The sequence below is a fragment of the Peribacillus loiseleuriae genome, assembly GCF_001183985.1.
GTDB classification, from domain to species: domain Bacteria; phylum Bacillota; class Bacilli; order Bacillales; family DSM-1321; genus Peribacillus; species Peribacillus loiseleuriae.
The window spans coordinates 1529831-1549372 of sequence record NZ_LFZW01000001.1 but is presented as its reverse complement, the minus strand read 5'-3'; the positions used below and the strand labels follow the sequence as shown (position 1 = coordinate 1549372).

Below are 19542 nucleotides of genomic sequence, written 5' to 3'. Positions count from 1 at the left end.
TATTCATCTTATTCATTTTATAAGACATCATTCTAAAATTCAACAAGTTCGTATATTCTTAACAGAATGCTCACTTTTAAAGATTAAATGAATGCAACTTGCTTTATTTTTTCCTTAAATTATGATCTTCAGCGTCCCTCACAAGCTAATGTACGATACAAAAAGATAGCAAAAGGCAGACCCCGCAACAACTAAATACAGTACAAGATTAGTGTAAGAACACTACATACTGATTTAGAGTACGAGGTCAGACCCTTATGAGACACCCTCAATAAATTCTTCTAATTTATTGTTAAAATTTATATGTAAAGTTCTATTTAACAGTTTGTATTTGGGACGGTACAGGGTCTATTTCATCATTTGATCCGTTTTCCTTACGGTACCATGCGAAGAAAATATAGCCTAGTGTAACGCCAAGTACAATTTCTTGAATAATCTTCATAAGAACGCCACCGAGCTGTTGATCATCCATGATTGGAAGTCCATTAAACATTTCAGGGCCACTTAAAGTTAAGCCAGACAGTGCAGAAGCTGGAACACATAATTCCATTGCCACTAACCAAGCAGATGCATCTGAATAAGTTGAATACAACGGATCAGTTGCAAAAATAATTAGTGCACAAGCAGGCGTCATTAAGATTCCACTTCCAAATACATAGGCAATTTTCTTAACACCAGAAAGACTAGCCCGTTCAGGCAATTGATTGACTAGTGGAAACCACATAAATATTGCTGAAATAAACAGCAGTGTTGTATAGCCTGCATGTAACAACATATCGGTTTTCACAAAGTCGAAAACTAAAGGTATATGATAAAAAGAAAATAAAGCGTTAAAAGTAATTAATGCAAAAAGTGGTTTCGTAAAGACATTAAACATTCCTTTTATTAATGGTATATGGAGGATCGAACGCCAAAGCCATTCAGGGATTCCCATTATTAGCAAAGGCGGTACAACTAAATACAAAAAAGCCATTTGAGTCATATGTGCACTGAACATGATATGTCCCAGTAAATCCAAAGGAGATCCCTTAATAACGTACAATAGCACAATCGCTGTAATGAAAAGTGCTTGCTGCTTTATTCCTACAGGTTCATTATGAATAAACTTATGGCGAAATTTAGATACGAGTAAAACATAACCGACAAGGACCAGAATCAAAGAAACTAAGAAATATGGACTCCATAATGCACGAAAACCAAAAATATCGATAGACATATTAACACCTCTATTTCACACTTATTACCCCTATTATACCTCTTTTTCTATAACAGAGACCAGTAATTCCATTTAGATTGGCTTCTTTCAACGATCCGTTCATTTATATCCCAGTCCTCATATGAACCAAAACACTGTTATTAAATAATAGATAGGAAAAGAAAGAGCCGGCCCTAAAGCACCGACTCAACTGTAACATTATAATCCAAATTGATTAGTTAGTTTTTTTGAACCAAGCAGTTTGAAGTGCCTGCTCTTTCTCCAAGATTAAAGCCAAACGATTGTAAGAAAGACAAGGACAGTGATTAACCCTACTGTCAATCCAGAATAAATAAATAACGCAATCGTTTCATGCCCCTTATGCTTCATATGCATAAAATAATAAAGCTGAAAAATGACCTGAATTACAGCAAGAAGAAGAATGACTGGAATTATAAACCATCGAGAAATTGTTTCCATCGCCACCATTGCAAAGGCGATAAGCGTAAAGAAAATCATCATTGAAAATGTAATGACTTGATGCTTCATTTCTTCTGCATTTTGTTTGCGTCGATATTCTAAATTTAAATTCGGGTTCGCTGAATTAGATTGTTGATTTGCCATCAGTTATCCCACCATTCCCATTAAATAAACGACTGTAAAGATGAAAACCCAAACTACGTCAATAAAGTGCCAGTATAAACTTGCAACAAAGAATTTAGGTGCATTATATAAGCTTAAACCACGTTTTGCATTTCGCAACATAAGTGATAAAAACCACATTAGACCAAACGTAACATGCGCGCCATGAAATCCTACAAGCGTATAGAAAGCTGAACCATATGCGCTACTAGTAAATGTATGACCTAAATGAACATAATGTTTAAATTCATAAACTTCTAATGCTAGGAAACTAAAGCCAAGCAAAACCGTAATAAGAAGCCAAGCCTGCATTTTCTGGAAACTGTTATTTTTCATGTGATACATTGCATAAACACTTGTTAATGAACTTGTTAATAAGATCATTGTCATTGCAAATGTTAGCGGGATTTCATATAAATCCTTAGCAAGTAGCATTCCTGAATCTGGTACCTTATCTTTTAAAGCAAGATAGGTTGCAAAAAGCGAAGCGAAAAGAACAGTCTCTCCACCAAGGAACAACCAAAATCCTAGATATTTATTTTTTCCTTCTAGCGTTGCTGTTTCAGGAGCCGCAGGCCATGTAGCATCTGTAAATTTTTCTTCTACGTGCATTATGCCTTTACCTCCTTATCTTTATCGTCCATCAAGTCTTCTTTATGAATGTGGAACCCATGGTCATCTTTTATCGAACGAATCAGCATTGAACCGAATGTAATCAATAAACCAATAATAATAACTGGTACTGTCCAAGTCTTATCTGCATCCATATTGTACAATGCTCCAAATGATGCAACGAACAAACCTATAGTAATACATATAGGTATTATCGATCCATTTGGCATGTGAATGTCACCGAGCGGTTCAGCAGGTGTCATTTCCTTTTTACCTTCCATTTTTTCAATCCAATAAGCATCTAAGCCGCGAGCAAGTGGCAACTGCTTAAAGTTGTAAAATGGCGGAGGTGAAGGTATAGACCACTCCAACGTACGTCCATCTTCCCATGGATCGTTGCCAACTCTTACGTTTTTCACAGAAGTAATAATAATATTGATTAACAAAATTATGACACCCACTGCCATAAATATTGCTCCTGCTGTACTTACTAAGTTAGATGTCTCCCAACCTTGCCCTGGAAGATACGTAAATACACGGCGTGGCATTCCCCATAAACCTAGGAAATGTTGGATAAAGAAAGTTAAATGGAAGCCAATTAAGAAAAACCAGAAAGTAAACTTTCCTAAAGTTTCATTTAACATCGTTCCAAATATTTTTGGCCAATAGTACGTAATACCAGCTAGAATACCAAGGACAACTCCACCAACGATAACATAGTGGAAGTGAGCTACAACGAAGTAACTATCATGATATTGATAATCTGCAGGTGCAGCAGCAAGCATGATTCCAGTTACTCCCCCCATCGTAAACGACGGGATAAATGATACAGCATATAGCATCGGAACCGTAAATCTGACACTTCCGCCCCACATGGTAAAAATCCAGTTAAAGATCTTGATACCTGTTGGTACAGCAATTGCCATCGTCGCAACTGCAAAAATCGCATTCGCTATCGGACCCAAGCCAACTGTAAACATATGGTGAGCCCATACCATGAATCCTAAGAAACCAATTAAAACAGTTGCAAATACCATGGATGAATATCCGAATAGTCTTTTCCTTGAGAATGTTGCTAAAATTTCAGAGAAAATACCAAACGCAGGTAAAATTAAGATATACACCTCAGGATGTCCGAAAATCCAGAATAAATGCTCCCAGATAATTGTATTACCGCCTGCAGCAGCATCAAAGAAATTCGCGCCAAACATTCTATCAAAAAGCATTAAAGTTAATCCTACCGTTAACGGAGGAAATGCAAAAAGTATTAGTGCAGAAACAACAAATGTTGTCCAAGTAAACATAGGCATTCTCATATAGGTCATACCCGGGGTTCGCATATTAATAATCGTAACAAGAAAGTTAATTCCTGCAATAAGCGTACCAAATCCTGATATTTGAAGGCCTAATACATAGAAGTCTACTCCATGTCCTTGTGAATGAATGGATAATGATGCATATGATGTCCATCCCGCATCAGGTGCGCCGCCCATGAACCATGAAAGGTTCAGGACAACTCCACCGAAGAAAAATAGCCAAAAACCTAAAGAGTTTAGAAATGGAAACGCAACATCACGCGCTCCAATTTGAAGCGGCATAACAGCATTCATTATTCCCAACAGTATAGGCATCGCTGCCAAAAAAATCATGGTAGTACCATGCATCGTTATCATTTCGTTGAAAGTTCCGGCACTCATAAAGTTATTATCGGGAACTGCAAGCTGGATTCTTATAAACATTGCTTCCAAGCCGCCGAGAATAAAGAATAGTCCGCCGGATATTAAATAAAGAATGGCGATTTTTTTATGGTCGACAGTTGTCATAAAATCCCATAATGTCGCGCCAAATCCTTGTTTCTTAGCGTACGTACTCACGATTTAACCTCCATTTCAATCAATATGTTTACTACCTTCAACTTTAAGATTAAGTAAATATTCAGCAAGTGCATCAATCTGCTCATCTGTCAATTTTCCATACTTACCAGCCATTGTGTTACCTGGTTTGTAATCATCTGGATTTTTAATCCACTTCTTCAAATTTTCTTCAGTATGATCCAGAAAACCAGCAATACGTTCACGTTCTCCAAAGTTTGAAAGGTTAGGCCCCATTCCAGCACCATTGCCACTTGTTGAAACAGCATGGCATCCAATACAGCTTTTATTAAAGATTTCTTGCCCTTGTTTTGCTAATTCACCTTCAGCAACTTTTGGTTCTTTGGCAACGGTCTGCATACTCGTTACCCAAGAGTTAAAATCATCTTTAGACTTCGTTACGACTTTAAAATCCATTAAAGCATGGGAAGGTCCGCAAAGCTCTGCACATTTCCCGTAAAATAAATTTTGCGCTTCATTAGACTTCTTACTATCGAATACTAGATACATTTGGTTAACACCATCTACGTTCGTATCCATTTTTCCACCGGCTGCAGGTACCCAAAATGAATGCTTAACATCTGAAGCTTTAAGGTTAAAGTAAACCTTTTCATCTGTAGGTACAACTAAATCCTGGCTTGTGAAAATCCCATAATCGGGATATTCAAATTCCCACCAGTACAGGTTTGCCCGGACGTTAATAACTACAGCGTCCTTTGTTTTACCGTCCTTATCCTTCACTTCCATAGCGGACGTGTCAGCCAACTCGAATGTGTAAGTTACGACCGGAATCGCCATAATGATTAATAGCAGGATTGGGATCGTTGTCCAAATCACTTCAAGTTTGTGGCTTCCTTCAACTTGTTTCGGAATACTGTCGTCACCATCTTTACGACGGAACCGAACGATAGCGATAACAAAAAGAATGACAACCACGATGATAACCACTACCATGATCAGCGTACTTAATACCATCAAGTCAAACTGTTTTTGCGCTACTTCTCCAGCTGGTTTAAGCGCGGATAGTTTTGCTTCACCACAGCCTGCTAGAATTAGCGTCATTATCGCGAATAAAGAAATCAGACGCCATTTTCGAAGCCTTGTTTTCATGCTTAAGAAACCCCTCTTTCGTAAAAAATTTCTCACAATTATTAAATGTGCAAGTTTTGAATTTCTTTCTATCTTAAATTTCTAATTAAAGAAAGAATTCCCTTTTGGAGGAATAAAAAAAATAAAAGTGATACGTTATGATAACAATTCTGTTTGTTCAAACATTTGATTATGTATTATAGGAATGCCTCATAAGGGTATTGCCCCTTTGAGACATTCTTAGAAATACTTTTAGTTGACTACTTTAATAAGTGTAAGTATGACCATTGCTACAAACAAAATAGTCATGTAATTTAACGAATAGACAAACATTAGCTTGGCCCATTTTAAATCGTCTTTCATTTTATATCCATAAATACCCAATGCGAACCATCCAACACTTAAGATTGTTGCTAATACGACATAAGTTGTTCCAAGAGCTGTCATGAAAAATGGTACCGGAATCAACCATGCTACCCAAAGGACCATCGATCTTTTTGTAGCTTTAAATCCTTTAACAACTGGAAGCATTGGGACACCAGCGGCGCGGTATTCTTCCACTCTTTTCATTGCGAGTGCATAAAAATGTGGCGGCTGCCATAAAAACATAATTAAAAATAGCATCCAGGGTATAATTCCCAATCCTGGATCAACTGCTGCCCACCCAATTAATGGTGGCATTGCCCCGGAAATACTACCAACTATTGTATTTGATACAAATCTTCTTTTGGTAATCATTGTATACAAAACGACATAAGTAAATACTCCAATACCACCCAAGATTGCAGTCGTCATATTAGTCATTGCTAGCATAAAGATCCCAAGGCCAATCAATATAAAGCTAAGTATCAAAACTTTTGAAGCACTTGCCTTGCCGGTAACAGTAGGCCGATTTTTCGTTCTTTCCATCAAATGATCAATATCCCGATCATAATAATTATTAAAACTGCATGAGCCAGCCATTATTAAAGCTGAGCCAGCCAATGCAAAGAACACCTTATCCAAATTCGTTAAGAATGGCATGCCAGTAAAATGCAGTGCAAGCCATATACCAGTAAAGGTTGTTATCAAATTGGAATTTACGATTCCTATTTTTATTAAAGCAAGGAAATCCTTCCATGGTGTTGTTTCATTGTCAGAAATAGATATAGTGTTTGGTTTCATATCAGCTTCTGTCAATACTCTCGAATCAGACATTATTCATTCCTCCTTAGAGTATTTCGACAAATACATTCAAGTATTTAGGTTCCCTACTATTATTCCATACTTTTCATTATTTGTAACTATGGAAGCGCCAAATTATTAAAAGCAATGTTACCCAAAGCTTCGATAGCTTTCCAAGTATAGCGATTGGAAGCTCGAATACAATAAAAGTAAAATGCAGGAAAATACCTTTTTCAGATATTAAAGCATACTTTTTAACTATTTTGTGTGTGTTTTTCGTTTTCTTTTTGACGGAATTGTGACTCTTCCGGGAAAGATCTTCCTTTCTACTCAACCTAAGGAATAAGTAATTACAAATTATTAATTTATGCATACTCTTTATTTCTACCAGACTCTTGAGAAACTTTCAACCTTCTATATGAAAAATCTAAATAATTAGATTTCAATTATTATTTCACAGGTTGAGTTAGGTAAATTTGTAAGGGTTGTAATAATCTTATTGGCGTTATAATTCCCTTCCCACTTTCATCTATTCTTTTGTATGATAATAGCATCTTATTGTAATATCCTTTTAAATTGGCTACTAACAAGGAATTGTTTTATATAACTAAACATCGACAGACTGCTGATAACATATATAATTACATTAATTGTCGAAATATTGACATCATAGTTGATATAAATATGCTAAGATACATACATAGTCGAAATTGTAAATTTAAAGAAGGTGGAGTACATGCAAAAGCGCTTAAAATGGTTTGCTGTTTTAACAACGTTAGGAATGTTACTTATTTTATTAGGTGGTGCCCTCGTAACTAAAACGGATTCTGGTATGGGTTGCGGGCGTTCTTGGCCATTATGTGAAGGCCAGCTCATTCCAAAAGTAATTACACCAGAACTATTAATTGAATTCGCTCACAGAATAGTATCCGGTGTTGTTGGCCTCATGGTTCTCATTCTTTCTATTTGGAGCTGGAGAAAGATTGGCGATATCAGAGAAACTAAATTTCTTTCTGCTCTCTCTTTTTGCTTTCTTCTTCTTCAAGGATTAATCGGAGCAGCTGCTGTTAAATGGGGACAATCCGATTTTGTACTCGCTGCTCATTTTGGGATTTCATTAATTTCTTTTGCCGCTGTTTTCTTGCTAACATTACTTATCTTTGAGGTTGATAAGAAGTTTGATGCAGATAAATTGATCGTTGACAAACGAATGAAATTTCATATCGTCGGTTTAATCTCCTATTGTTTTTTTGTAGTCTATACTGGCGCATTAGTAAGGCATACAGAATCCAGTCTTGTATGTAAAGACTGGCCTCTTTGTGTAAATAATGGGTTTGTTCTTCCTTCTAATATGTATGAATGGGTTCAAATGGGACATAGGGCAGCTGCTGGGCTCATTTTCATTTGGGTCCTTTATATAACGGTTCTAGCATATAGACGATATCGACAGCAGAAAGTGCTCTATTGGGGTTGGCTTTACGCATTAATTCTTGTTTTTCTGCAAGTAGCCGCAGGGGCTCTCATTATCTATTCAAGACTAAATCTGATAATTGCACTCTCTCACGCCTTATTTATCGCTTGTTTCTTTGGCGTTCTCAGCTATTTACTACTTTTAACCTCTAGAAGCAAAAAGAATGAATTGGCATTAATGCAAACAATGCATATGAAAAGTAAAGATGAAGATATATCAAGTTCTTCAGTCACGATTCATTAAATAACGAAAAAGAGAAGGCTGACCTAGGTCAGCCTTCTCTTTTTCGTTATTTAATTATTTCTATCAATAAATCTCCTGTACTAATTGCATCGCCATTTTTAACATGGATATCTTTGATGATTCCAGAGAATGGAGCTTGTACAGTAGTTTCCATTTTCATTGCTTCATTAATAATAAGGTGATCACCTTGCTTAACTTGATCTCCTTTTTCAACAACCACTTTTAGTACTGTTCCTGGCATTGTAGCTCCAATATGTGATTGATCTTTCGAGTCTGCTTTAAGCTTTGCTTGTACAGATGACTTTATGCCCTCATCCTTTATGATTACTTCACGGGATTGACCATTTAACTCAAAATAAATCACTCTCGTACCATCAGATTGCGGCTGAGAGATCGAAACAAGTCTAACAATTAAAGTCTTACCTACTTCGATTTCCACTTCTATTTCTTCACCAAGCTGCATGCCATAAAGGAATGTTGGAGTATCTAGTTGCGATAAATCACCAAATTGTTCGCATGTTTTTACATAATCCAAAAATACTTTAGGATAAAGCGCATAGGCTAATACATCAAAACTTGTAACCGGTCTACCAAGTTCTTTAAATAAATCATCTCGTAATGCAGTAAAATCAACTGGCTCTAATAATTCACCAGGTCTTACGGTAATTGGAGCTTTTCCTTTTAGAATCACTTCTTGTAATTCTTTAGGGAATCCACCTTCTGGCTGACCTAAATACCCTTCAAACAGTTCAACCACTGAATCTGGAAAGTCCATTGTCTTTCCTTTTGTCATGACATCTTCTTCAGATAGATTGTTTTGAACCATGAATAGAGCCATATCACCAACAACTTTAGAAGAAGGCGTGACTTTAACAATATCCCCAAACAAAGCATTTACACGACGATACATTTCTTTAACTTCATTCCATCTTTCGCCTAACCCTACCGCCTTAGCCTGTTGCTGAAGATTACTGTATTGTCCGCCAGGCATTTCGTGTTGATAAATTTCGGTATGTGGTGAAACCATTCCACTTTCGAAATCATGGTAATACGTCCTTACACCTTCCCAATAAATGGACAATTTCTCGAGTGAATTGATGTCAATCTTTGGTTGTCGTTTCGTTCCTTCTAGTGCATAATAAAGCGTTTGTGCACTAGGTTGAGAAGTAAGACCTGCCATTGAACCAAGCGCTGTATCAACAATATCAACGCCTGCTTCAATCGCCCTTGCATACATATATGTGCCATTTCCACTTGTGTCATGGGTGTGTAGATGAATAGGTATGTTTACTGTATTTTTAAGTTCAGAAATCAAGCGATAAGCAGCTTCTGGTTTTAAGAGACCTGCCATATCTTTGATCCCAAGAATATGTGCTCCTTGGTTCTCCAATTCCTTCGCTAAATTTTTATAGTAGTCAATTGAATATTTCACTCTTGTCGGATCGTTAATATCTCCAGTATAACAAATAGCTGCTTCTGCTATTTTCCCGGATTGTCGAACAGCGTCAATAGCAACTTCCATTCCTTTAACCCAGTTTAAACTATCAAAAATTCGGTATACGTCTATACCGGCTTGTGAAGATTTTTGGACGAATTCCTCGATGACATTATCCGGATAGTTCTTATAGCCAACAGCATTTGATCCACGTAAAAGCATTTGGAACAGGACATTAGGTGCCTTTTTTCTTAGATCAAGAAGTCTTTCCCATGGATCTTCTTTTAAGAAACGATAAGCTACATCGAACGTAGCTCCTCCCCACATTTCAAGGGAGAAAAGATTCGGCACCAGTTTTGCCGTTGGTTCAGCAATCTGCAATAAATCCGTTGTTCTAATCCTCGTTGCCAAAAGAGATTGATGGGCATCACGAAACGTCGTATCAGTGATTAGGACATCATTTTGTTCTTTAATCCATTTCACGAGACCATCAGCACCATTTGCGTCAAGTATTTGCTTTGTTCCCGGCTGAGTCGGGACATCTGCTGAGATTATTGGAATAATTGGTTTTTCAAACACTGGTTTCTTCTTCTTTTCCACTCCAGGAAATCCGTTTACTGTTACATTCCCAATATAGGAAAGCATCTTCGTACCACGGTCTTTACGCACAGGGAAGGAAAACAGTTCAGGTGTTGTATCAATAAACGAAGTGTCATACTCGCCAGTTATAAACTTTTCATGTTTTACAACATTTTCAAGAAATGGAATGTTTGTTTTGATTCCGCGAATCCTGAATTCTTTTAAATTACGCACCATTTTAGCTGCAGCTTTTTCAAAGGTGAGTCCATGAGTAGAAACTTTAACTAATAAAGAATCATAGTAAGGCGTAATGACTGCTCCTTGGAATGCGTTCCCTGCATCCAAACGTACTCCAAAGCCACCGCCAGAACGATAAACTGCCAATTTCCCAGTATCCGGCATAAAATCATTTAATGGATCTTCAGTTGTTACCCTTGACTGGATAGCAAAACCATTCGTTGTAATTTCATTTTGATGAGGGATACCAATTTCCTTTTCATGTAATTTATGACCTTCAGCAATTAATATCTGTGACTGAACAATATCTATTCCAGTAATCATTTCAGTAAGAGTATGTTCAACTTGTATACGTGGGTTTACTTCTATAAAGTAAAATTCATGATTTGCAACGAGGAATTCAACCGTTCCTGCATTCACATAGTTCACATTTTCCATTAATCGTACAGCAGCTTCACAAATCCTCATTCTTAAATCTTCTGTTAAAGAAACGGATGGGGCTACTTCCACTACCTTTTGGTGACGTCTTTGAACTGAACAGTCCCGCTCATATAAATGAACAATTTCCCCATGTTTGTCTCCGAGAATTTGCACTTCAATATGCTTTGGATTTTGAATAAAGCGTTCAACATATACTTCATCATTACCGAAAGCCGCTTTCGCTTCAGACTTTGCCCTGTCGTACGCCTCCTGAACTTCTTCCAGGTTGTGAACAATACGCATGCCTCGTCCACCGCCGCCAAGCGTTGCTTTAATAATAATTGGAAAACCATGTGTTTGACCGAATGATGCAACTTCTTCTACAGAAATTACAGGACCATCACTTCCTGGTATAACAGGAATATTCGCTAGTTCAGCTTGAGTTCTCGCTTTTACTTTATCACCGAACATATCTAAATGTTTTGTTTCAGGACCAATAAAAATAATGCCTTCTTCTTCACAACGACGAGCAAAATCAATATTTTCTGCCAAAAATCCATATCCAGGATGAATCGCATCAACATTGTTTTTCTTGGCGATTTCAATGATGCCTTCAATATCTAAATATGCATCGATTGGTTTTTTTCCTTCCCCAACTAAATATGCTTCATCCGCTTTAAAACGATGGTAAGAATTTTGATCTTCTTTTGAGTATACAGCTACAGTTCTAATATTTAATTCTGTACAAGCTCGAAAAATCCTAATTGCGATTTCTCCCCGATTTGCTGCCAAAACTTTTTTTATACGTTTTACCATTAACTCACACCTACTTTTATGTATTTTTCATTTGTATATTGTAAAAAGAGCAAGAATCAAATCAAGATCTTATTCACACATAGTTATTACACATTTAAACAACTTTTATTATGAGGCATAGTTTGAACATTACGACATTTTTACTCATAATTTTGGTCCAAAAAAACATTTTAGTCAATCATTTTTTAAAATTCAAAATAGTTTTGATTATAGAATTTATTATTGCTTAGTATAATACAATGTTAATAAAAAAGTATATAACAATAATAGGAATCTAGTATAATAAGATAGAATTATATAAAAAAACTCAAACAACTATGATGATTCGTTTGAGTTAATTTCTTACTATATTATTTTCGTAAAGAAGCCTCATGTAAAGCAGATAGTTCCCTCTCAAGCGATTCTAAGAGTGACTTTCCTTCCGTCTCATCGACTAAACCTAAACGAACAGCGAAATCTATTTCACGAGATAGGCCGTACATTTGAGTATCTAGAACCTCTTCATATAGAGGACATTGAGGCATAGTTAAATTATCCATTTGTACTTTTATCAATTTAAGAATCTTGTCAGCATCTGCTTTTAATAAAGCATAGGCTTTTTCTTGATGATTGACAAGCATTTCAGATGCCATATGAAATCCCCCCGCCAATGAAGCGTACATTCTTATCTATAAATCTTACCCTTAGTCGTCTAAAAAAGCAAGGGTAATTAGAAAAACCGTCACTAGTTCTTGTCTACAATAATCTATCTAGTCGAACATATAATAGTTAGCCATTATGACTCTTCGAAAAACATTAACGTCTTAATTCTATAAGGACAAACTGATTGCTTCAGGAAGCTTAGACGCGCACAAAATCCATTTAGGAAAACGACTTTGAATCCACCTGGACAAATGAAAAGGTTTTCTGTGACTTTTTTAGCAAGTTTCTTTATACTTATTCTTGTATAATTATTATTAAGATCTTTTTGACCATACATAGAGAGAGGAATGTTCATAGATGGAATCCATCGTATTTATTCAAGGAAAAGTGAAATTTTCAATAACATTAGATCCAGGAGTATGGATTTTTGACGATCGTAAAGTTGAGCTTGAAACCTATTTTCAAGCTGAAAAAAAAGCGGAAAATGAATTAGAGGAATATACGATTGCAGCTTCAAAGCATTGGGAAAAAGAAATCCGCGAGGGAGCAACAATGCCCCCAACATTAAAGACAGAAAGAAAGTTTGAGAAACAACGTCTATTAGAAGGTACGTTTGTCATTCCTTTCAAGCCTTTTCTTGATAACGCTGAACCTAATTCCGATGCCTCTGAAGTTGTAGTCAAAACAGCGGATACTGAACAAGTGTTCACTAAAGAAGATGCCGAAGCATTTGTTCTAGGTTTTTCTATCGATGGAAGGCCTATAAAAGAAAATGGGCCAATGTACATTTATTTTGGAGATGGATCCAATATAAAGCAGCCAATTAAAGATGTACGCGCATTTATTATTCGTTAATATAATCTTAGCTCCATGACAAAGTGTCTGATTATTTTACCGACTCTTCGTCATGGAACAACTTTTTTCTTAAAGAGGTTGTTCAAAAAATCCGGTAAAAAAGCTTACGAATTGCATCAAATCTCATGAATGACCTTCTGTTAAGATCCGCACGTTCTGTGCGCAACACAGAAGTCAGCATAGCCTGTGCAAGTCCGGTCCTCACGTATTACTGTATATGCGCATGGCTAGAGACGATCGCAAACTTCTCGACTCTTTTTATTCTCCTTTTTAAACGTACTTAAAGTAGATTGGCGGCTAGCTGGGCCAAACCAGACCTTTCTCCTTTTATTAATTTTACATGACCTGCAATCTGCTGTTCTTTAAATTTCTCCACTACATAGGTTAGCCCATTATTATATTCATCAAGATACGGATGGTCTATCTGCTCGGGGTCCCCCATCAATACGATTTTACTTCTTTCGCCAACCCTCGTCAAAATCGTTTTTACTTCATGTTTTGTAAGGTTTTGAGCTTCATCTATTATGATAAATTGATCAGGTATGCTTCGACCTCGAATATATGTGAGTGCTTCGACCTCAATCGAACTCATCCCTGCCAAAATTGCATCCAATTCTCCTGGCTTCTTTGTGTTAAATAAGTACTCTAAATTATCAAATATCGGCTGCATCCATGGTCTTAGTTTTTCTTCCTTTTCCCCTGGCAAATATCCTATATCCTTTCCAACCGGCACGATTGGCCTTGCAACAAGTAGCTTTTTATATCGGCCAAGATCTTCAGTTTGCATTAAGCCTGCCGCAAGAGCCATAAGCGTCTTGCCTGTACCTGCTTTTCCAATTAGTGTAACGAGTGGAATATCCGATCTAAGCAGCATCTCCATTGCCATAATCTGCTGAACATTTCTAGCTTTAATTCCCCATATATGATCTTCATCAAAGATCAACTTTCTTGCGGTCTTTCCAGTGAAATCAACAAGAGCAACAGCCGAAGCGGAAGTGCCTAGAATATCTTTCATCAATATAAATTGATTAGGATGTAGTGTTTCTTTGGTAATACTTGAAACAAGTAGACTTCCTTTTCCATAAAATTGATTAAGTAGCTCTCGTGAAACTAATATTTCTTGAAAGCCACTATAAATATGATCTAATTCAACAACTCGATCATTTAGAAAATCTTGTGATAGTAATCCAATTGCATCAGCCTTCACACGAACAAGTGTATCTTTACTAACTAAAATGACTGACTTGCCATTTTTTTTCGTTTGTTCTTCAAGTGAAAGGTTTTTGGCTACTGCGAGTATTCGATTATCATTTGTCTTCTCGATAAAAATTTCTTGGAGTTCATGAAAAGAACGATGGTTCAACTCAATTCTTAATTCCCCACCATTATGGAGCAGGATCCCGTGATGCAATTTTCCTTTTTCGCGAAAACCGTCTATTAGCTTTGAGACTTGTCTCGCATTCCTGCCGATTTCATCCATATATCTTTTCTTTGAATCCAATTCTTCCAATACAACTGCAGGAATGATAACCTGATTGTCTTCAAACGAAAAAATAGCGTATGGATCCTGCAGTAAAACATTCGTATCTAACACATAAATTTTGTTCAAAAGGACGCCTCCCGCCTAATCTTTTGTCGGAATATTTGTGTTGTTATTCAAGGTGGTGACTTAATACATGATAAAGTTCCACCGGCGTATCCTTTCACATTTTTTTATTTGCTTGATTAATGAAACCTATGGTGAATGCCACCTTTTATAGTGGACGAGACGACTGTTGATAAAATATATGTCAATCTGCATAAAATAGAAGAACAATTACAGACTATAAAGGAAACTTCCATTAGTTTATGCATTACGACTCCATATACTTGTGGATAGTTACCTTTGATAATCTAGAAAAGCATATGAAAAAATACGAACATAAAGGAGGGACAATACATGATAAATCGCATAATTCCTTATTTGTTTGCCAGTTTTCTTTTATTAAATGGCTGTTCTTCAAATCAACAAGGTCAAGAGAATGTAAATACGAAGAAACAACAAGCAAAAAATGTGAATTATTCAACGATTCAACAAACAGATCAGGCAACAAATTCTGACACTGCTCAAAGACTTATTGATTTAGCTTCAAAAATTCCTCATGTAAATGATGCAACTGCAGTTGTTTTTGGTGATTATGCTATTGTTGGGATAGATATTGATTCTGATATCGATCGCTCACAGGTTGGGACGATCAAATATTCAGTTGGAGAAACATTAAAACATGACCCATTTGGAGCTAAGGCCGTAGTTGTTGCTGATCCGGACTTAAATGCACGGATTAAAGAAGTGGCTAAAGATATCCAAAATGGAAAGCCCGTTCGCGGAGTCTTAAATGAACTTTCGGACATTACATCAAGAATTATCCCAGAAGTTCCAGGGGATATTCAAGACCCCACTCCTGCAAAAGCCATTGAAGAACAAAAAGGGAATTTAAATAATCATGAAAAAAAGAATTTGGATGACAAACAGGAAAAGCAATCGAATGGACATAAATAAAAGGAATCATCGTACGGCGAGTTTACTTTCGAACTAAGCACCCTCTCTTCATATATACCATAAACAACATAGATAATTATTTACTATATGTTAAGAGAGGGTAAAGGTTCTATGAAGAAATACTTACTCATTAGGAGAGGGGTTATTCCTCTTCTTTTTGCTTTACATTTCTTCATTATCTAAAAAACGTGGTATACTAAATTATCAATGTTTTTTGTTAAAGCTGTGTCATCTAACGCTGTTAATCTCCAGCTCATCTTAACCAAAATCGTTTTATTAACAATTTTTTATATCGAAAGAGGTTCTTACTATGAATGTAAAATGTGTAATTTGCGATAAAGTTGAACCCATTCCTACGGATTCTCCAGAAGCAAAAAAGCTCCGAAATCGCCCTATACATACATATATGTGTCAAGAATGCCATCAGAGAATTGAAGTAAAAACAAATGCACGTATTGATACAGGTAATTTCAGACTTTATCGAACGGTTAAGAAGGATGATGAATGGTGAATATTCCCATTTGTCATTTAGCAAGAATTTTTCTTTAAACCACTAACAAAATGAACTAGATTCAACGTCTCTTCATTATTTTTTATATGTACTCCTTATCAGAGTCTGTTCAAAAAGTCCAGGAAAAATAGCTGTCGAATTTCTTCGTTGCTCTGTCTTTCCGGTCCTCACGTATTACTGTATACGCTTCGGTCCTCGAACTTCTCGGCTCTTTTTATCCTCCTTTTTGAACACGCACTAATCAGTATAAAAATTATGTGTTGTAAAGTCCGGTCAATCTTAATCACGTTCTAACAGCCCCCTGGCACAACCAAATCATTTTTTATAGCCAAATACCGCTCTAAGAGAAGAACATTAGCATCAAAAGATGTGGTCTTACATACGGATACTATTAAATACAGCTACGCCATGAGTCGATTAATTGACTCATGGCGTAGCTGTTAGTGACATAAAGGCGCACAGATGCCCCGCAAGCAATTAGACAACCTTGTTCACCTTCAAGCACACTAACCTAAAGCTTTCACTAGAGATTAAAATCCATTAAAACTAATACCATCAGCCCTTAGTTTTAATAAATTAGTTATTCTAACGTTAACTATTTCCTAATTCTGGTAAGTGAAGGTTAAATACCAAGTACTAAGTGAAAAAATTCTTTCTTCACTTAAAAACCGTTCACGATAGTATCACTTTATTTACATTTGTTTGCTTCAACTTTAAACAATAATACTCACGCGTTTTTGTTCATATATGCAAAAGTGTAGTCCATACATAAGTAAATTGCCTTCACTATTATTCTTATCCTCCTCGCAACCTTTTAGCCTATCTATTCCCCCATCATAGATTCAAATGATTTAACATCCTTTTCATACTGCACGTTTAAACATGAAACTACCACTATAAAAAAGAGGCTAATCCAAGTGGATTAGCCTCTTTTTTATAGTGGTAGTCAATCATCATTACAAGAATCAAGCAAGCTTTCTAAACCTGCTTTTCTGTTCTTGAATTATGCAAGCGATACTTATAAATTCCAAGGACAAAAGCTGCAATAGCAAGTGCCTCACCCATCGGAAGAAAAACTGCTAGGAAGGACATAACGGTACAACCAAGAGCCATAATTGCATAAATGACTACATTCTTTAGCAGTGGTAGTTTTTTCGCAAACCCTAACTGATAGACGATAACACAAAGTGCAAAAATCGTTAAATACAGGTACCACATACCAGCTTCAGGATTTTCATCAACTCGGTATAGAGCTGCAAAAAATGACAGCCGCTCCTGTATATCCATTTCAATCCCTCCTAGAGGCAGTTATTTATTATTCAACTTCAGCAAATTTTTTCTTTTTCGCTGATTTTTCACGCTCATTTTTTTCTAGAATTTTTTTACGAAGACGGATGGATTCTGGAGTTACTTCACAGTATTCATCGTCATTTAAATATTCAAGAGCTTCTTCAAGCGACATAATTCTTGGTTTTTTCATTGATGAAGTTTGGTCTTTGTTTGCAGAACGCATGTTAGTCATTTGTTTTGCTTTTACGATGTTAACAGTCAAATCACTTTCACGGTTATGCTCACCAACGATCATACCTTCATAAATTTCAGTACCCGGTTCAATAAAGATCACGCCTCGATCTTCAACTTGCATCGTACCGTATTGCGTAGTTTTTCCTGTCTCCATCGAAACAAGAACACCTTGACGTCTTCCACCAACTTGCCCAGCTGCCATTGGCTGATAGCTGTCGAATGTATGATTCATAATTCCATAACCACGTGTCAAAGTTAAAAATTCTGTTGAATAACCAATTAATCCACGTGCAGGAATGTTGAAAATAAGACGAACTTGACCGCCATTATTAATCATATCCAACAATTCACCTTTGCGAGCTCCCATTGATTCCATAATCGATCCAGTATTTTCTTCAGGAACGTCAATTTGTACACGCTCGATAGGCTCACAACGAACTCCATCAATGAGACGTACGATAACTTCTGGTTTTGACACTTGAAGTTCATATCCTTCACGACGCATGTTTTCAATTAAAATAGAAAGGTGAAGCTCACCGCGTCCTGAAACCGTCCAAACATCAGGAGAATCTGTATTATCAACTCTTAAGCTCACATCTGTTTGCAGTTGAGTTCTTAAGCGCTCTTCAATTTTACGTGCAGTAACATATTTCCCTTCACGACCTGCAAATGGACTGTTGTTTACTAAGAACGTCATTTGAAGAGTTGGCTCGTCAATCCGCAGAATAGGAAGAGCTTCTTGGTGTTCAGTTGGACAAACCGTTTCACCAACATTAATATCTTCCATACCAGAAACAGCAATCAAGTCACCCGCAACAGCCTCTTGGATTTCAACTTTTTTCAAGCCGATGAAACCAAAGATTTTTGTAACACGGAATTGCTTGACAGAACCATCAAGTTTCATTAAACCTACTTGTTGACCAACATGCATTTTCCCGCGGAAAACACGTCCGACACCAATACGACCGACATAGTCGTTATAATCAAGTAATGCCACTTGGAATTGAAGTGGTTCATCACTGTTATCAACCGGAGCTGGAATATTTTCAACAATGGCTTCAAATAAAGGAGTCATGTCCTCTTCTTGTTTAGCTGGATCTGGATCGACACTTGCAGTTCCAGAAATACCAGAAGCATAAATAACTGGGAAGTCTAATTGATCATCCTCAGCACCTAGCTCAATAAATAAGTCAAGTACTTCATCCACTACTTCTCCTGGACGTGCTGATTCTTTATCAATTTTGTTTACCACAACGATTGGCGTGATTTTTTGCTCTAATGCTTTTTTCAAAACAAAGCGTGTTTGTGGCATACAACCTTCATAAGCGTCAACAATTAGTAGAACACCATCAACCATTTTCATGATTCGTTCTACTTCTCCACCAAAGTCAGCGTGACCAGGTGTATCCAGAATATTAATACGTGTTTCTTTATATTGAACAGCCGTGTTTTTCGCAAGAATGGTAATTCCACGTTCTTTTTCAATAGCGTTGGAATCCATCGCACGTTCTTCTACGTGCTCATTCTCACGAAAAGTACCTGATTGCTTCAGCAATTGATCCACCATTGTCGTTTTTCCATGGTCAACGTGGGCAATAATGGCTATATTTCTAATATCATTACGTAATTTCAAACAATTCACTCCTAGAGGAAATTTAGTTTAAGCATATCTATATCATTAACTTACATATTATATC

15 protein-coding genes are annotated in these 19542 nt (G+C 36.6%); 4 read left to right on the top strand and 11 right to left on the bottom strand.

Annotated elements, in window-relative coordinates:
• Positions 1-313: 313 nt before the first annotated feature.
• The 6 genes from ctaG to cyoE form a co-directional block, all read right to left on the bottom strand.
• On the bottom strand, positions 314-1216 hold the full coding sequence (ctaG, locus tag AC625_RS07120; protein ID WP_049680658.1) for a cytochrome c oxidase assembly factor CtaG: 903 nt from the start codon (positions 1214-1216) through the stop codon (positions 314-316).
• A 267-nt stretch (positions 1217-1483) separates the two neighbouring features.
• Positions 1484-1819: a cytochrome c oxidase subunit IVB gene (gene ctaF / locus AC625_RS07115; protein ID WP_049680657.1), complete on the bottom strand. Its 336-nt coding sequence runs from the start codon at positions 1817-1819 to the stop codon at positions 1484-1486.
• 3 nt (positions 1820-1822) lie between these two features.
• Positions 1823-2449: a cytochrome (ubi)quinol oxidase subunit III gene (locus AC625_RS07110; protein ID WP_049680656.1), complete on the bottom strand. Its 627-nt coding sequence runs from the start codon at positions 2447-2449 to the stop codon at positions 1823-1825.
• A complete protein-coding gene (gene ctaD / locus AC625_RS07105; RefSeq protein ID WP_049680655.1) occupies positions 2449-4323 on the bottom strand; it encodes a cytochrome c oxidase subunit I in 1875 nt (624 codons plus the stop codon). The genes AC625_RS07110 and ctaD overlap by 1 nt, the downstream gene beginning before the upstream one ends.
• Positions 4324-4338: 15 nt before the next feature.
• The gene (gene coxB, locus AC625_RS07100; RefSeq protein WP_049680654.1) at positions 4339-5430 is read right to left on the bottom strand and encodes a cytochrome c oxidase subunit II; all 1092 of its coding nucleotides are present in this window, start codon (positions 5428-5430) and stop codon (positions 4339-4341) included.
• A gap of 231 nt (positions 5431-5661) precedes the next feature.
• Positions 5662-6606 carry a heme o synthase gene (gene cyoE / locus AC625_RS07095; protein WP_049680653.1) on the bottom strand — a complete coding sequence of 315 codons (945 nt, stop codon included), beginning with the start codon at positions 6604-6606 and terminating at the stop codon, positions 5662-5664.
• A gap of 703 nt (positions 6607-7309) precedes the next feature.
• On the opposite strand from cyoE, the gene AC625_RS07090 reads away from it, so the two are divergent.
• On the top strand, positions 7310-8287 hold the full coding sequence (locus tag AC625_RS07090; protein ID WP_049680652.1) for a COX15/CtaA family protein: 978 nt from the start codon (positions 7310-7312) through the stop codon (positions 8285-8287).
• 46 nt (positions 8288-8333) lie between these two features.
• Here the strand turns inward: AC625_RS07090 and pyc are convergent, their stop codons facing one another.
• Together pyc and AC625_RS07080 are read right to left on the bottom strand one after the other, a co-directional pair.
• Entirely contained in the window at positions 8334-11774 is a 3441-nt protein-coding gene (gene pyc / locus AC625_RS07085; protein WP_049680651.1) for a pyruvate carboxylase, read from the bottom strand.
• Between the two features lie 350 nt (positions 11775-12124).
• Positions 12125-12406: an Fpa/YlaN family protein gene (locus AC625_RS07080; RefSeq protein ID WP_049680650.1), complete on the bottom strand. Its 282-nt coding sequence runs from the start codon at positions 12404-12406 to the stop codon at positions 12125-12127.
• A 367-nt stretch (positions 12407-12773) separates the two neighbouring features.
• Between AC625_RS07080 and AC625_RS07070 the strand changes: the two genes are divergently transcribed.
• Entirely contained in the window at positions 12774-13271 is a 498-nt protein-coding gene (locus tag AC625_RS07070; RefSeq protein ID WP_049680648.1) for a hypothetical protein, read from the top strand.
• A gap of 280 nt (positions 13272-13551) precedes the next feature.
• On the opposite strand, the gene AC625_RS07065 is transcribed toward AC625_RS07070, so the two are convergent.
• Entirely contained in the window at positions 13552-14880 is a 1329-nt protein-coding gene (locus AC625_RS07065) for a PhoH family protein (protein ID WP_049680647.1), read from the bottom strand.
• 330 nt (positions 14881-15210) lie between these two features.
• Here AC625_RS07065 and AC625_RS07060 point away from each other — a divergent pair, with 330 nt between their 5' ends.
• Positions 15211-15810 (top strand): YhcN/YlaJ family sporulation lipoprotein, encoded by a 600-nt coding sequence (locus AC625_RS07060; RefSeq protein ID WP_180320072.1) that lies wholly within the window; start codon positions 15211-15213, stop codon positions 15808-15810.
• Between the two features lie 310 nt (positions 15811-16120).
• Positions 16121-16321: a YlaI family protein gene (locus tag AC625_RS07055; RefSeq protein ID WP_049680646.1), complete on the top strand. Its 201-nt coding sequence runs from the start codon at positions 16121-16123 to the stop codon at positions 16319-16321.
• 978 nt (positions 16322-17299) lie between these two features.
• On the opposite strand, the gene AC625_RS07050 is transcribed toward AC625_RS07055, so the two are convergent.
• Together AC625_RS07050 and typA are read right to left on the bottom strand one after the other, a co-directional pair.
• Entirely contained in the window at positions 17300-17608 is a 309-nt protein-coding gene (locus AC625_RS07050) for a YlaH-like family protein (protein WP_049680645.1), read from the bottom strand.
• A gap of 28 nt (positions 17609-17636) precedes the next feature.
• Entirely contained in the window at positions 17637-19478 is a 1842-nt protein-coding gene (gene typA, locus AC625_RS07045; RefSeq protein ID WP_049680644.1) for a translational GTPase TypA, read from the bottom strand.
• Positions 19479-19542: the final 64 nt, after the last annotated feature.

Bases quoted from the DNA above. Each gene is read 5' to 3' on its own strand.
- AC625_RS07055 (WP_049680646.1), top strand. From the start codon at position 16,121: ATGAATGTAAAATGTGTAATTTGCGATAAAGTTGAACCCATTCCTACG.
- AC625_RS07080 (WP_049680650.1), bottom strand. From the start codon at position 12,406: ATGGCATCTGAAATGCTTGTCAATCATCAAGAAAAAGCCTATGCTTTA.
- coxB (WP_049680654.1), bottom strand. From the start codon at position 5,430: ATGAAAACAAGGCTTCGAAAATGGCGTCTGATTTCTTTATTCGCGATA.
- ctaF (WP_049680657.1), bottom strand. From the start codon at position 1,819: ATGGCAAATCAACAATCTAATTCAGCGAACCCGAATTTAAATTTAGAA.
- AC625_RS07110 (WP_049680656.1), bottom strand. From the start codon at position 2,449: ATGCACGTAGAAGAAAAATTTACAGATGCTACATGGCCTGCGGCTCCT.
- AC625_RS07060 (WP_180320072.1), top strand. From the start codon at position 15,211: ATGATAAATCGCATAATTCCTTATTTGTTTGCCAGTTTTCTTTTATTA.
- ctaG (WP_049680658.1), bottom strand. From the start codon at position 1,216: ATGTCTATCGATATTTTTGGTTTTCGTGCATTATGGAGTCCATATTTC.
- AC625_RS07070 (WP_049680648.1), top strand. From the start codon at position 12,774: ATGGAATCCATCGTATTTATTCAAGGAAAAGTGAAATTTTCAATAACA.
- AC625_RS07090 (WP_049680652.1), top strand. From the start codon at position 7,310: ATGCAAAAGCGCTTAAAATGGTTTGCTGTTTTAACAACGTTAGGAATG.
- pyc (WP_049680651.1), bottom strand. From the start codon at position 11,774: ATGGTAAAACGTATAAAAAAAGTTTTGGCAGCAAATCGGGGAGAAATC.
- cyoE (WP_049680653.1), bottom strand. From the start codon at position 6,606: ATGTCTGATTCGAGAGTATTGACAGAAGCTGATATGAAACCAAACACT.
- AC625_RS07050 (WP_049680645.1), bottom strand. From the start codon at position 17,608: ATGGATATACAGGAGCGGCTGTCATTTTTTGCAGCTCTATACCGAGTT.